This is a genomic window from Bradyrhizobium mercantei, assembly GCF_001982635.1.
Classification (GTDB): domain Bacteria; phylum Pseudomonadota; class Alphaproteobacteria; order Rhizobiales; family Xanthobacteraceae; genus Bradyrhizobium; species Bradyrhizobium mercantei.
The window spans coordinates 462424-476939 of sequence record NZ_MKFI01000006.1; the positions used below are offsets into that span (position 1 = coordinate 462424).

The following is a 14516-nucleotide window of genomic DNA, read 5'->3' on the forward strand; positions in this document are numbered from 1 at the left end:
TTAAGGCGCCTTTTCCACCTTCGCGCCCGCGCTGGTCTCGAGGACCGGAAGCGGAATCTTGCCGAGCTCGATGATCGCCTTGTTGCGGCTGAACAGCTTCAGCTTGCGCAGGATCTCGGTGACATGCGCCTTCACAGTGGATTCCGCGAGCTTGAGTTCGGAGGCGATCTCGCGGTTCTGCAGGCCGCGGATGATCAGATGCAGCACGCGAATCTGCTGCGGCGTCAGCTTCTGGATCCGCTCGCGCAGCGTCCGCGCGGTCTCGGACTGGTCCAGTGCGCCGGCCGCGACGAAATCCCGCGGCGCCGAGACCGATCCGCTCAGCACCCGGGCGATCGCCTGCGACAGCTCGCCGAGCGAGGTCGATTTCGGCAGATAGCCGACCGCGCCCATTTCCAGTGCCTCGCGGATGGTATGCTTGTCCTCTTCACTGGAGACGATGGCGATCGGCAGCCGCGGATATCGATCCCGGATCTTCTGGAAGCCGGAGAAGCCGACCACGTCGGGCAGCAGCAGGTCGAGCAGCGCGAGATCGATGTTCGGTTCGCTGGCTAGGATGCCGAGCGCCCCCTTGATCGAGGTCGCCTCATAGATCCGGGCGTCGGGATGCGAGATGCGGATGGCGTTGCCAAGCGCCTCCCCGAACAGGGGGTGATCGTCGATGATCAGGAACCCCATCATGAGGACCCTCGCACTGCTATTCGGCTAGTTCGACCCGCCGGTGTCCTGCACGCTCTGCAGATAGGCATATACGTTTCTGAGCTCGTCGTCGCTGAAGACGTCCTTCCAGGCCGGCATGCCCTTGGCCGGCCGCCCGTCATGGACCGTCTTCCAGAAAGTCGATTCCATATCGTCAGCATAGCGCTTCTTTAGCAGCCTGAGATCGATCTTTCGCTCGGCCTGCACCGCGTCCGGGCCGTGGCAATGGGCGCAGGTTCCGTTGAACACTTCCCGCCCCGCCTTGGCATCCCCGGTGGTAGCGGCGGCGGTCTGGACCGGCTTGTCGGCCGCGGCCGCCTGCCCGACCGTGACCGGTTCGCTTGCCCCGACGGACGAGATGGTCGCCTGGCCGAATTTCACCGGGGCGCCGTTCGGCACGCCGTATTTGGCAAACAGCGCGGCAATGTCCGGCCCGAGCGACGGCAGCACGCCGTCGACCTCATCGCGCAGCGCGCTCGACGCCTTGGCGAAGCCGATCGCGGTCGCCCAGAGCAGGCCGTCGCCCTCGGTCGATACGATCTGGTACTTGTCGCCGTAGCTGGTCTTGTTGAGCCAACCCGCCACCGGCGCCCAGATGAACGCGATGTCGACCTTGCCCTGCTCGAGGGCCGTCATGCCCTCCTCCGGGCTGAGCACGGTGACCTTCTGGATATCGTCACGCATCGCCAGCAGGTTCTGCGGCGTCGACTGATATTGCACCGCAACCCGCAATCCCCTGAGATCGTCGATGCCGGCGAGCTTGCGATTCCTGGCGCCGACCAGCGCGTAACCCTCATGGGCGATCGGCTTCGAGAAGATCACCGCCGGCCCCATGAAATCCTCGATCAAGGGCAGGCCGACCATGGCATCGCACTGCTTGCTCAGCAGCGTCTCCCGCACGGTGCGCTTACCGAAATAGGATTTGTACCAATTGGTGCTCACGGTGCGGCCGAGCTTCTCGGCCACCGCCTGGCCGATCTCGAGATAGAGGCCGGGCTTGCCCGGTTCGTCGCTCGAGAACGGCAGGTTGGTCGGATCGGCGCAGAGCCGCAGCGGCAGTTTTGCGTCGTCCGCGCCGGCCGAGACGGCCGGCGCGAGCAGCGTGGCGGAGAGCAGCACGGTCCGGATCGCCTTTCCCAACTCCACGCGGCGCGCGGAGCTGGGCACTTCATTCGAGTTGATACGGGACACGGACAATGCTGCCTCCTCGTGAGGATCGTTACTGCAGGGCGAACACGAACAGCGAGCCGCCTTCGGGCGCCGCAGCAACCATCTTCTTGCCGATGTCACCGAGGAAGGCCGGCAGCGCCGCGGTACGTCCGACCACGATCGCGACATACTGCTTGCCGTCGACCGAATAGGTCACCGGACCCGCGCCGATGCCGCTGCCGAGGTTCTTGCTCCACAGCACCTTGCCGTTCTTGGCGTCGATGGCGCGGAAGTCGCCATGCAGATTGCCTGAAAACACCAGATTGCCGCCGGTGGTCAGCGTGCCGCCGTTGAAGGGCAGGTCTTCCTTGATGCTCCACACCTTCTTGTTGGCCACGGGATCCCAGGCCACGAGCTCGCCGAGGAAACCGCCGGGGCCCGGCTTGGTCGGGAATTCGGCGCCGAGATAGAACACGCCGCGCTTGTAGTTCACGTCGGAGACCGACCAGTCCATGCAGACGTTGTTGCTCGGGATGTAGACGAGGCCGGTCCCAGGGTTGAACGACATCGGCTGCCAGTTCTTGCCGCCGATCAGGTTCGGGCAGATGTCCTTGGCGGGGTGGCCGGGGCCGGGACGCTTGTCCGGATCCTCTTCCGCCCGCATCGTGTTGATGTCCCACTTCTTGGCCCAGTTGGCGAAGACGTATTTCTCGGCCGAGATCAGCTTGCCGGTCTCGCGGTTGGCCACGAAGAAGAAGCCGTTGCGGTCCGCCTTCATCAGGACCGGCGTCTCGGCGCCCTTGATCTTGAGGTCGGCGAGCAGCAGTTCGTTGACGCCGTCATAGTCCCAGGCGTCGGCCGGCGTGCCCTGGATGTGCCACTTGATCTTGCCGGTGTTGGGATCGATCGCCAGCGTCGAGGCGGTGTAGAGGTTGGTCAGCTTGCCGAAATTGCCGTCGCCGGTGGAGCGCACCGCGGTATTCCACGGTCCCGGATTGCTGGTACCCCAGTAGACCGTGTCGGTCTTGGCATCGTAGGAGCCGACCAGCCAGGCGGCGCCGCCGCCATGCAGCCCGGTGTCGCCCTTCCAGGTGTCGCTGCCGGGCTCGCCCGGCGCCGGCACCGTGTAGGTCTGCCACAGCAGCTTGCCGTCCTTGAGCGAGAACGCCTGCAACGAGCCGCGGACGCCGTATTCGCCGCCGCCGAAGCCGGTGATCACCTTGTCGCGAACGACGAGCGGCGGCGAGGTGATGACCGAGCCCTGCTTGTAGTCGACGACGGTCGAGGTCCAGAGCTCCTTGCCGGTTTCGGCGTCGAGCGCGGTCAGCTTGCCGTCGAGCCGGCCGACGAAGATCTTGCCGTCGGCATAGGATACGCCGCGATTGTTGACGTCGCAGCAGGCATACTGAAGCACGTCATCCGGAATGTCCGGCTGCCACGTCCATTTGCGCGCGCCGGTCGCGGCATCGATCGCATAGACGTATTTCGGACCCCACGACGTCGACACATAGAGGTTCTTGCCGATCACGACCGGCGACGATTCGTTGGAGCGCAGCGAGGCCAGCGACAGCGAATAGACCAGCTGCAGCTTGCCGGCGTTCTCGGAATTGATCTGCTTCAACGGGCTGAAGCGCGTGTTGCCGTAATCGTGGCCGGCGATCGCCCATCCGTTCGGATCGGACACCGCCTTCGCGACGGAGTCATTGGCTTTCGACGCACCAATGCCTGCCATGACGATGGCGACCAGCGACACGCCGGCAAAGAAAATCCCGCTCCTCAGCTTCATTGGCTTCCTCCAATATGGTTTCGTTGCCGCGATGGATGCATCGCGCGCGCGTCTCTCGACCCAATTTCGTGAACCAGCGATCTTCGTCGCTGCGTCGGCGGTGAAAATGACAGCAACGCTTTTGCGTCGTTATAGGCGGAAGGTAGTAGCGTCCGCGGCGGCGGTTTTGATGCGCCGCAAGCGCGATGCGACTGCCGAAAATCGCTTGCGCCGCCGGGTCATTTCATCGCGCCGGAGCGCGCCGAAAGCAGCTTGCAAATTGCCCCTTGAACGGCTGCCTGCTAGGATCGCAGGCACTGCCCGGCGCCTTCGTGACGGGGCCGCGACTACGACTTTGATCGCGGTTACGACCCCCATGAAGCGTGGTCTACTGGGCCCATAACGAAGCTATTGGGAGAAACGCGTGTCTACAGTCAAACTGACGGTAAACGGCAAGGCGGTCTCGGTCGACGTTGAGGACCGAACCCTCCTCGTGCACCTGTTGCGCGAAAACCTGAACCTCACCGGCACCCATGTCGGCTGCGATACCAGCCAGTGCGGCGCCTGCGTCGTCCATGTCGATGGACGGGCGGTCAAATCCTGCACCATGCTGGCCGGCCAGGCCGCGGGCTCCAACGTCACCACGATCGAAGGCCTCGCCAAGGGCGACGAACTGCACCCGATGCAGGCGGCGTTCCGCGACAATCACGGCCTGCAGTGCGGCTATTGCACCCCCGGCATGATCATGTCCGCGGTCGATATCGTGCATCGTCACGGCGGCAAGCTCGACGAGGAAACGGTGCGCCAGGAGCTCGAAGGCAACATCTGCCGCTGCACCGGCTACCACAACATCGTCAAGGCGGTGCTCGATGCCGCCGGCCGCATGAAGGTCGCGCAGGCCGCCGAATAGCGCGCCACGCAACGCATACGATCAAGCTCATCACCGCCGATCTCGATGGAAACGGCGGCAAATCGAATCTCCGGTCGGGAGGACTAGACAATGGGTGTTGAAGGAATTGGCGCACGTGTCGTGCGCAAGGAAGATCGCCGGTTCATCACCGGACAAGGACGTTACGTCGACGACGTCAAAATGGTCGGCATGAGCTACGCTCACTTCATCCGCAGCCCGCATGCACATGCCAAGGTCAAGGGCATCGATTCAGCCGAGGCCATGAAGATGCCCGGCGTGATCGCGGTGCTGACCGGACAGCAGATCGTCGATGACAAGGTCGGCAATCTGATCTGCGGCTGGGCGATCACCTCGAAGGACGGTTCGCCGATGAAAATGGGCGCGTGGCCGGCGATGGCGCCGGAGACCGTGCGCTTCGTCGGACAGGCGGTCGCGGTCGTGATCGCCGAGACCAAGAACCAGGCCAAGGACGCGGCGGAAGCCGTCGTCGTCGATTATGAAGAACTCCCCGCGGCGGCCGACATCAAGGCCGCGATCAAGCCGGGCGCGCCGCAGCTGCATCCCGAAGCCCCCGGCAATATCGTCTATGACTGGCACATCGGCGACGAAGCCGCGGTCAAGGATGCGTTCAGCAAGGCAGCCAACGTGGTGACGCTCGATCTCACCAACAACCGCCTGGTGCCGAATGCGATGGAGCCGCGCGCGGCGATCGCGCATTACGACCAGGCCGAAGAGCACTACACGCTCTACACCACGTCGCAGAACCCGCACGTCGCCCGCCTCGTGCTGTCGGCGTTCTACAACATCGCGCCCGAGCACAAGCTGCGCGTGATCGCGCCCGACGTCGGCGGCGGCTTCGGTTCCAAGATCTACATCTATCCGGAAGAGATGGTGGCGCTGTGGGCCTCCAAGAAGGTCAATCGTCCGGTGAAGTGGACCGGCGACCGCACGGAAGCCTTCCTGACCGACGCGCATGGCCGCGACCATGTCTCGAAGGCGGAGATGGCGTTCGACAAGGACAACAAGATCCTCGGCCTGCGGGTGAAGACCCACGCCAATTTCGGCGCCTATATGTCGCTGTTCTCCTCGGCGGTGCCGACCTATCTCTATGCGACGCTGCTGTCGGGCCAGTATGTGATCCCGGCGATCTATGCCGAGGTGATCGGCGTCTACACCAACACCACGCCGGTCGACGCCTATCGCGGCGCCGGCCGACCGGAGGCAAGCTACCTCGTCGAGCGGATGATGGAGTCGGCGGCGCGGCAGTTGAAGGTCGATCCGGCCGAGCTGCGCAAGAAGAACTTCATCACCGCGTTCCCGTATCAGACGCCGGTCATCATGGCGTATGACGTCGGTGACTTCCACGCCTCGATCGACGCCGCGATGAAGGCGATCGACTATGCCGGCTTCCCGGCTCGCAAGGCCAAGGCGAAAGCCGACGGCAAGCTGCGCGGCATCGGCTTCTCCTGCTACATCGAGGCCTGCGGCATCGCGCCGTCGAAGGCGGTCGGCAGTCTCGGCGCCGGCGTCGGCCTGTGGGAGTCAGCGGAGATCCGCGTCAACCCGGTCGGCACCATCGAGGTGCTTACCGGCTCGCACAGCCACGGCCAGGGCCACGAAACGACGTTCTGCCAGATCATCGCCGAGCGGCTCGGCGTGCCGATCAGCCAGGTCTCGATCGTCCATGGCGATACCGACAAGGTGCAGTTCGGCATGGGCACCTACGGCTCGCGTTCGCTCGCGGTCGGCGGCACGGCGATCGTGAAGGCGATGGAGAAGGTCGAGGCCAAGGCCAAGAAGATCGCGGCGCATGCGCTCGAGGCATCCGAGAGCGACATCGTGATCGAGAACGGCGAGTTCAAGGTCACCGGCACCGACAAGTCGATCGCGCTGCCGATGGTCGCGCTCGCCGCCTACACCGCGCACAACCTGCCTGAAGGCATGGAGCCCGGGTTGAAGGAGACGGCGTTCTACGACCCGACCAACTTCACCTTCCCGGCCGGCGCCTATATCTGCGAGCTCGAGGTCGATCCCGGCACCGGCAAGACCTCCTTCGTCAACTTCGTCGCGGCGGACGACTTCGGTCGGCTGATCAACCCGATGATTGTCGAGGGCCAGGTTCATGGCGGCCTCGCCCAGGGCATCGGTCAGGCACTGCTCGAAGGCGCGGTCTATGACGGCACCGGTCAGCTCGTGACCGCGTCCTTCATGGACTACTCCATGCCAAGGGCCGACGACCTGCCGTCGTTCCAGCTCTCCCACACCACGACGCTGTGTCCGGGCAACCCGCTCGGCGTCAAGGGCTGCGGCGAGGCCGGCGCGATCGGCGCCTCTGCTGCCGTGATCAACGCGATCACGGACGCCATCGGCAACAACAAGCTGGAAATGCCTGCGACGCCCGATCGCGTCTGGCACGCCATTCACGGTTGAGGGAGGAAGAGCCATGTACGAGACCAACTATCACCGCGCCTCCTCGGTCGCTGACGCCGCCGCAACCTTCGCCAAAGGCGCGGAATCAAAATTCCTCGCCGGCGGACAGACCCTGCTCCCGGTGATGAAGCAGCGTCTCGCCGCGCCGTCCGATGTGATCGACCTCTCCAAGCTACAGGAGCTGATCGGCATCGAGGTGTCGGGCGACACCGTCACCATCAAGGCCGCCACGCCGCATTACGACGTGGCGCAAAGCGACGCCGTGCAGAAGGCGATCCCGGCGCTCGCCAATCTGGCGTCGATGATCGGCGATCCTGCCGTGCGCTATCGCGGCACGATCGGCGGTTCGCTCGCCAACAACGACCCGGCGGCGGATTATCCGGCGGCGGTGCTGGCGCTCGGCGCGACGGTCAAGACCAACACGCGCTCGATCGCGGCGGAAGACTTCTTCAAGGGCCTGTTCACGACGGCGCTCGAGGATGGCGAGATCATCACCGCGGTGTCGTTCCCGGTGCCGGCCAAGGCCGGCTACGCCAAGATGCGGCACCCGGCCTCGCGCTTCGCGCTGACTGGCGTGTTCGTCGCCAAGACCAAGTCGGGCGACGTCCGCGTCGCGGCAACCGGTGCGTCGCAGAGCGGCGTCATGCGGGTGGCGCCGATCGAGCAGGCGCTGAAGGCGAACTGGGCGGCCTCGGCGCTCGACAGCGTGACCATCCCGGCGAGCGGCCTGCTCGCCGACATCCACGGCTCGGCGGATTACCGCGCCAACCTGGTGAAGGTGATGGGACAGCGGGCGGTGACGGCGGCCGGCTAGCCGCTATCCCTCCTGAACCTATGCAGACGGCGCGCAGCGATGCGCGCCGTTCGCGTTTTGCTGGCATTCCAGCCGAAAGGGCTTGCCACATCCCCCATTAGGCGAGAGAATTTAGCTAATCAGCTAATTAAAAATACCGTCAGACGGACGGCCGGGGAGAGGACTCATGACATTCGGCAGCACCAATTGCCACGGCACCCAACCGCCGGACTGCCCTTTTGACGGCAGCGGCCCGGAGTGACGCCTGGTGCGCCGGACCACCGCGGACAAACCCTTCGACGACCTTCCCTCACAGCAACAACGGAACCATAACGTGCTCGACAAGCCCGCCTCCCACACCGCCGCTCGCACCTCGGGCCCGCTCGCCGGCTTCCGCATCGTCGAATTCGCCGGGATCGGTCCCGGCCCGTTCGCCTGCATGCTGCTCGCGGACATGGGCGCCGAAGTGATCACCCTCGATCGGGTCGGCGCGGGCAAGAATCTGAAGGCGGTGGCCACCCGCGGCCGCAAGGTGATCGAGCTCGACCTCAAGAACAAGGCGGCCATCGCTGAAGTGCTCGACCTGCTCGGCCACGCCGACGCGCTGATCGAAGGCTTTCGCCCCGGCGTGATGGAGCGCCTCGGCCTCGGCCCCGACGTCGTGCTCGGGCGCAATCCCAAGCTGGTCTACGGCCGCATGACCGGCTGGGGCCAGGAAGGCCCGCTGGCGAATGCCGCCGGCCACGACATCAACTACATCTCGATCACCGGCGCGCTGGCTGCGATCGGCACCAAGGAGAAACCGGTGCCGCCGCTCAATCTGGTCGGCGATTTCGGCGGCGGCGCGCTCTACCTCGTGGTCGGCGTGCTCGCTGCGCTATTGGAAGCACAGAAGTCCGGCAAGGGCCAGGTGGTCGATACCGCGATGTGCGACGGCGCGGCCTCGCTGATGTCGATGTTCTACGACATGGCCGCGCAGGGCCGCTGGAGCGGCGGCCGCGACCAGAATTTCCTCGACGGCGGCGCGCATTTCTACGGCGTCTACGAGTGCTCCTGCGGCAATTTCATCTCGATCGGCTCGATCGAGCCGCAGTTCTATGCGCTGCTGCGCAAGTATGCCGACCTGACCGACGCCGACTTCGACGCGCAGATGGACCGCAAAGCCTGGCCGGCGCTGAAGGCGAAGCTGGAAAAGGTGTTCAAGAGCAAGTCGCGCGCCGACTGGTGCACGATCATGGAAGGCACCGACATCTGCTTCGCACCGATCCTGACCATGGAGGAAGCTCCGAAGCATCCGCACATGGCGGCGCGCCAGGTATTCGTCGAACGCCACGGCGTCACCCAGCCCGCGCCCGCGCCGCGCTTCTCGCGCACGCCGTCGGCGATCCGCGAGCCGGAGCTGGCGAGCATCGGGGATGTGACGGCTGAGTGGAAGGCGGCAGCAAAGTAGCCTTCGCCGTCATTGCGAGGAGCGAAGCGACGAAGCAATCCATGTCTCCGCAGGCGGTGAGATGGATTGCTTCGCTTCGCTCGCACTGACGAAAAAATACGGCGCGGTCGCTACCCGGCGTACCCGGCAGCTAAGCCGCGTGATCGACCTTCAGCACGCCGCGGCGGATCTGGTCTTCCTCGATCGATTCGAACAGCGCCTTGAAGTTGCCTTCGCCGAAGCCGTCGTCACCCTTGCGCTGGATGAACTCGAAGAAGATCGGCCCGATCGCATTCGCCGAGAAGATCTGCAGCAGCACCTTGGTCTGGCCGCCGTCGACCACGCCCTCGCCGTCGATCAGGATGCCGTTGGTCTGGAGCCGCGCGACGTCCTCGCCATGCTGCGGCAGGCGGGCGTCGATCCGCTCGAAATAGGTGTCGGGCGGTGACGGCATGAACGGCAGGCCGTCCGCGCGCAGCCTTTCGACCGTCGCGTGGATATCGCGCGCGCCGCAGGCGATGTGCTGGATGCCCTCGCCGTGATAGACGTTGAGATATTCCTCGATCTGCCCGGAATCGCCGGCGTCCTCGTTGATCGGAATCCGGATCTTGCCGTCCGGGCTGGTCAGCGCGCGCGAGAACAGGCCGGACGCGCGGCCCTCGATGTCGAAGAAGCGGATCTGGCGGAAGTTGAACAGCTTTGCGTAGAACCCGGTCCAGACATCCATGCGGCCGCGATGGACGTTGTGGGTGAGGTGATCGACGTAATACAGCCCGGAGCCCGCCGGACGCGGGTTGGCGGCCCCTAACCACTCGAACTCGGCATCATAGGCCGAGCCCTTGGCGCCATAGCGGTCGACGAAATAGAGCAGGCTGCCGCCGATGCCCTTGATCGCGGGGACGTCGAGCGTCTTCTCCGCGGACGACACATCCGCCGGCTCCGCGCCGAGCGCGATCGCGCGCTCATAGGCGTGCTTGGCATCGACCACCCGGAACGCCATTGACGGCGCGCAGGGGCCGTGCGCGGCGACGAAGTTGAAGCCGTGGCTGCCGGGTTCCTCGTTGACGAGATAGTTGATGTCACCCTGGCGATAGACCGTGATCGCCTTGGTCCGGTGGCGGGCGACCGCGACAAAGCCCATCAGCTTGAACAGCGCGTGCAGCTCGGCCGGATTGGGATGGGCGTATTCGACGAACTCGAAGCCGTCGGTGCCCATCGGGTTCTCGGTGCTGATTTCAGCCGGCGGCGCATCGTGCGGAAACGGACCCATGGCGGTAACTCCCTGATTTGTCTGGAGATCAGTTTCCGTCACCTGCTGCGCAACGTGCGTGCAAAATGAGGCTCATTTTGCTAGTATTGCGCACGATCCGTGCATGAAATGGACATTTGACGCATGCCAGAAGTTGACGCCTTCGACCTCAAAATGCTCGCCGCGCTGCAGGACGACGGCCGGCTGACCAACCAGCAATTGGCTGATCTCGTCGGGCTGTCGGCCTCGCAATGCTCGCGGCGGCGGATGCGGCTGGAGGAGGAGAAGGTGATCGCGGGCTACCACGCCGACCTCGCCGGCGAGGCGCTCGGCTTCGGCCTGATCGCCTTCATCCACATCACGCTGGCCACCCACTCGCCCGACAACGCCAAGCGGTTTCGCGAGCTGGTCAACCGGGTCGACGACATCCAGGAGGCCTACGCGCTGACCGGCGACGCCGATTACGTGCTCAAGGTGATGCTGCGCGACCTCAAGAGCCTGTCCGACATCGTCAACAATGTGCTGATGCCGCACCAGAGCGTGGCCCATGTGCGCTCCTCGATCGTGCTCGACCGCCTCAAGGAGAGCACCAAGCTGCCGCTGAAGGCGCTGCAGAGCTGACTGGCGCAAATCGAGGGAAATACGCCATTCGCTTTCCCGGTCCGATTTGCGATCATTTGCATGAATTGGTTCGATGCCGCGACATCGGCAGTGGGCTCCCTCTCCCCTTGTGGAAGTCCGAGGCGAGCGGAGCTCGCTCTCGAGGTTGGGGTGAGGGGTTCTCTCCGCAGAGCATCCTGCACGGAGAGACCGCAACCCCTCACCCGGATCACATCTTGCGATGTGATCCGACCTCTCCCACAAGGGGAGAGGTGCACCGAGTGCGCGGCATCCATCGAGAAACTGAGGAACGACCATGGCGCTGCAGCTGCGACCGAACTGCGAATATTGCGACAAGGACCTGCCACCGAGCGCTGTCGACGCGCGGATCTGCTCCTATGAATGCACGTTCTGTGCGGATTGCGCCGAGACCAAGCTCGGCAATGTCTGCCCGAACTGCGGCGGCGGCTTTGCGCCGCGGCCGATCCGCCCGGCAAAACCGTGGCGGCCGGGGGTATGCACGGTCAACCAGCCGCCGTCGGACAAGCGGGTGCATCTGAAATACAGCGTTGAGGACTGCGCGGCGCATACCGCGCGGCTGAGGGATATCAGGCCCGAGGAGCGGTAACTTCTGTTTCGTCATTGCGAGGAGCCACCCGGTCCGACCTCCGGCCGGCCGGATGACAGGCTCCGCGACGAAGCAATCCATCCGTCGTCGTACGCGGATCGATGGATTGCTTCGCTTCGCTCGCAATGACGGATGCGTCACTCCGCCGCGACGATGGTGCCTTCGACCTCGCCGAAGCCGACGCGATAACCGTCGCCCTGGCACCAGCCGCGCATGACCAGCGAGTCACCGTTTTCGAGGAACGAGCGCGTCACGCCGCTGGCGAGTTCGACCGGCTCGGTGCCGTTCCAGCTGATTTCGAGCAAGCTGCCGCGCTGGTGCTTTTCCGGACCGGAGATCGTGCCGGACCCCAAGAGATCGCCGACATTCATCGCGCAGCCGCTCGAGGCATGATGTACGAGCTGCTGCACCGACGACCAGTACATGTATTTGAAGTTGGTGCTGCAGATCGTCTTCGCCGCGTTCATCGCACCCGCGCGCAGCGCGACGTCGAGCTGCATGTCGTAATTGTTCGGCTGCGCCTGCTTCAGGTAGGCCAGCGGCTCCGGCTCTTGCTTCGGGCCCGGCATCCGGAACGGCTCGAGCGCGTCGCGCGTCACCACCCACGGGCTGATCGAGGTTGCGAACGCCTTGGCCTGGAACGGGCCGAGCGGCACATATTCCCACTGCTGGATGTCGCGCGCGCTCCAGTCGTTGAGGATGACGAAGCCGAAGATCATCTCCTCGGCCTGCTGCTCGGTGAGCATCTCGCCCATCGCAGATGCCTGTCCAACGACGACCCCCATCTCGAGCTCGAAGTCGAGCCGCTTGCACGGGCCGAAGCTCGGCACCTCGGCGGTCGGCGGCTTCAATTGCCCGCGCGGCCGCTTGACCTTGGTGCCTGACACCACCACGGTCGAGGCGCGGCCGTTGTAACCGATCGGCATGTGCAGCCAGTTCGGTTGCAGCGCATTGTCCTTGCCGCGGAACATGACGCCGACATTGGTGGCGTGCTCCTTCGAGGAATAGAAATCGGTGTAGCCCGAGACGGCAAACGGCATGTACAGCTTGACGTCGGCCATCGGCACCAGCGCCCGCGCCCGCAATTCCCTGTTGTCGCGCAGCTCCGGATGATCGGAGCGCAACAGCTCGCTGATCCGCGCCCGCGTCGCCGACCAGACCTTCGGCCCGAGCGCCATGAAGGCATTGAGCGACGGCTGCGAGAACACGCCGAGCGGCCCGACATCGAGCCGCGAATCCTGCTCGAGCTCCCAGAGGTCGAGCACATAATCGCCGATCGCAACGCCGACGCGCGGCGCGAGCCCGTCCTTCGACGAAAACACGCCGTAGGGCAGGTTTTGGATCGGGAAGTCGGAGGTGGGGGTGACGTCGATGAAGGAGCGGAGTTTGGGGTCGTTGGGATGGGGCATGGTCTCTCCAATCAAGAAGCCGTCATGCCCGGGCTTGACCCGGGCATCCATCTTCGGAATGCGCGATGGATCGCCGGGTCAAGCCCGGCGATGACGAGCAACACAAGTTACGGCTTGTTCGGGTCGAACTTCTTCTCGAGACCCTTCCAGCAATCCGAGTAGTCATCTTGCAGCGTCGCTGACGTCGCGGCGTGCTGCGTCACGCGCTGGGGAAATCGGGTCTCGAACATGAAGGCCATGGTGCCGGTCAGCTTCACCGGCTTCAGCTCGCCATTGCTGGCGTGCTCGAAGGCTTCGCGATCGGGGCCGTGCGGCAGCATGCAGTTGTGCAGGCTGATGCCGCCCGGCACGAAGCCTTGCGGCTTGGCGTCGTAGACGCCGTAAATCAGGCCCATGAACTCCGACATGATGTTCATGTGGTACCACGGCGGACGGAAGGTGTTGTCGGCCACCATCCAGCGCTCCGGGAAGATCACGAAGTCGATATTCGCGGTGCCGGCGGTCTCCGACGGCGAGGTCAGCACCGTGAAGATCGAGGGATCCGGATGATCGAAGGCGATCGCGCCGACCGGCGAGAAGGTGCGCAGATCGTATTTGTAGGGCGCGTAGTTGCCGTGCCAGGCGACCACGTCGATCGGCGAATGGGCGAGCTGCGTCTTGAACAGCGAGCCACCCCACTTCACGTAGAGCTCGGTCGGCGTGTCCTTGTCCTCGTAGGCAGCCACCGGCGTCAGGAAGTCGCGCGAATTGGCCAGGCAATTGGCGCCGATCGGGCCACGCTCCGGCAGCGTGAAGGCGCCGCCGTAATTCTCGCAGAGATAGCCGCGCGCCGGTCCATTCGGAATCTCGACGCGGAATTTGACGCCGCGCGGGATCACCACGATCTCACCCGGCTCGGCATCGATGCGGCCGAACTCGGTGACGAGCCGCAGATTGCCCTGCTGCAGCACGAACATCATCTCGCCGTCGGCATTGTAGAAATGCTGATCGACCATCGATTTGGTGATGAGATAGACGTGCGCCGCCATGCCGGCCTGGGTGTTGGCATCGCCCGCCGTGGTCATGGTCTGCACGCCCTGAAGGAACGTCATGTCCTCCTTCGGGATCGGCGCCGGGTCCCAGCGCAGTTGCGCGATCGGCATGTCGTATTCGTGGCACGGCGCGGTGCGCCACAGTCCGGCATCGGCCTTGGCGAAGCGGCCGGAATGCCGCACCGATGGGCGGATGCGGTAGAGCCAGGAGCGCTCATTGGTGCCGCGCGGCGCCGTGAACGGCGAGCCGGACAATTGCTCGGCATAGAGCCCATAGGCGCAGCGCTGCGGCGAGTTGCGCCCCATCGGCAGCGCGCCGGGCAACGCCTCGGTCTCAAAGCTGTTGCCGAAGCCGGACATGTAGCCCGGCGTGACTTGCCCCGAGCTGCGAACGATCTGATCAGGCGAGGTATTGATGTTCATC

General features: G+C 64.7%; 12 protein-coding genes. 6 read left to right on the forward strand and 6 right to left on the reverse strand.

Annotated elements, in window-relative coordinates; genetic code table 11:
* The 3 genes from BI327_RS28850 to BI327_RS28860 are packed head-to-tail and all read right to left on the reverse strand — an operon-like array spanning position 1 to position 3634.
* Positions 1 to 681, reverse strand: coding sequence for a response regulator (locus BI327_RS28850; protein WP_076864650.1), 681 nt, complete (start codon positions 679 to 681; stop codon positions 1 to 3).
* 24 nt (positions 682 to 705) lie between these two features.
* Complete coding sequence (locus tag BI327_RS28855) at positions 706 to 1890, reverse strand: c-type cytochrome (RefSeq protein ID WP_347337684.1); 1185 nt, start codon at positions 1888 to 1890, stop codon at positions 706 to 708.
* A gap of 28 nt (positions 1891 to 1918) precedes the next feature.
* Positions 1919 to 3634 carry a PQQ-dependent methanol/ethanol family dehydrogenase gene (locus BI327_RS28860; RefSeq protein ID WP_076864652.1) on the reverse strand — a complete coding sequence of 572 codons (1716 nt, stop codon included), beginning with the start codon at positions 3632 to 3634 and terminating at the stop codon, positions 1919 to 1921.
* Positions 3635 to 4037: 403 nt separating this feature from the next.
* Between BI327_RS28860 and BI327_RS28870 the strand changes: the two genes are divergently transcribed.
* The 4 genes from BI327_RS28870 (at position 4038) to BI327_RS28885 (ending at position 9196) form a co-directional block, all read left to right on the forward strand.
* Positions 4038 to 4523: a (2Fe-2S)-binding protein gene (locus BI327_RS28870; RefSeq protein ID WP_076864653.1), complete on the forward strand. Its 486-nt coding sequence runs from the start codon at positions 4038 to 4040 to the stop codon at positions 4521 to 4523.
* 90 nt (positions 4524 to 4613) lie between these two features.
* A complete protein-coding gene (locus BI327_RS28875; RefSeq protein ID WP_076864654.1) occupies positions 4614 to 6953 on the forward strand; it encodes a xanthine dehydrogenase family protein molybdopterin-binding subunit in 2340 nt (779 codons plus the stop codon).
* Positions 6954 to 6966: 13 nt separating this feature from the next.
* The gene (locus tag BI327_RS28880) at positions 6967 to 7767 is read left to right on the forward strand and encodes an FAD binding domain-containing protein (protein WP_076864655.1); all 801 of its coding nucleotides are present in this window, start codon (positions 6967 to 6969) and stop codon (positions 7765 to 7767) included.
* A gap of 313 nt (positions 7768 to 8080) precedes the next feature.
* Positions 8081 to 9196 carry a CaiB/BaiF CoA transferase family protein gene (locus tag BI327_RS28885; RefSeq protein WP_076864656.1) on the forward strand — a complete coding sequence of 372 codons (1116 nt, stop codon included), beginning with the start codon at positions 8081 to 8083 and terminating at the stop codon, positions 9194 to 9196.
* Between the two features lie 130 nt (positions 9197 to 9326).
* On the opposite strand, the gene hppD is transcribed toward BI327_RS28885, so the two are convergent.
* Positions 9327 to 10445: a 4-hydroxyphenylpyruvate dioxygenase gene (gene hppD, locus BI327_RS28890; RefSeq protein WP_076864657.1), complete on the reverse strand. Its 1119-nt coding sequence runs from the start codon at positions 10443 to 10445 to the stop codon at positions 9327 to 9329.
* 123 nt (positions 10446 to 10568) lie between these two features.
* On the opposite strand from hppD, the gene BI327_RS28895 reads away from it, so the two are divergent.
* Together BI327_RS28895 and BI327_RS28900 are read left to right on the forward strand one after the other, a co-directional pair.
* Positions 10569 to 11045, forward strand: coding sequence for an Lrp/AsnC family transcriptional regulator (locus BI327_RS28895; protein ID WP_076864658.1), 477 nt, complete (start codon positions 10569 to 10571; stop codon positions 11043 to 11045).
* A gap of 295 nt (positions 11046 to 11340) precedes the next feature.
* Positions 11341 to 11652, forward strand: coding sequence for a DUF1272 domain-containing protein (locus BI327_RS28900; protein ID WP_076864659.1), 312 nt, complete (start codon positions 11341 to 11343; stop codon positions 11650 to 11652).
* A gap of 137 nt (positions 11653 to 11789) precedes the next feature.
* Here the strand turns inward: BI327_RS28900 and fahA are convergent, their stop codons facing one another.
* Positions 11790 to 13061: a fumarylacetoacetase gene (fahA, locus tag BI327_RS28905; RefSeq protein ID WP_076864851.1), complete on the reverse strand. Its 1272-nt coding sequence runs from the start codon at positions 13059 to 13061 to the stop codon at positions 11790 to 11792.
* Positions 13062 to 13168: 107 nt separating this feature from the next.
* Entirely contained in the window at positions 13169 to 14515 is a 1347-nt protein-coding gene (gene hmgA, locus BI327_RS28910) for a homogentisate 1,2-dioxygenase (RefSeq protein ID WP_076864660.1), read from the reverse strand.
* Position 14516: the final 1 nt, after the last annotated feature.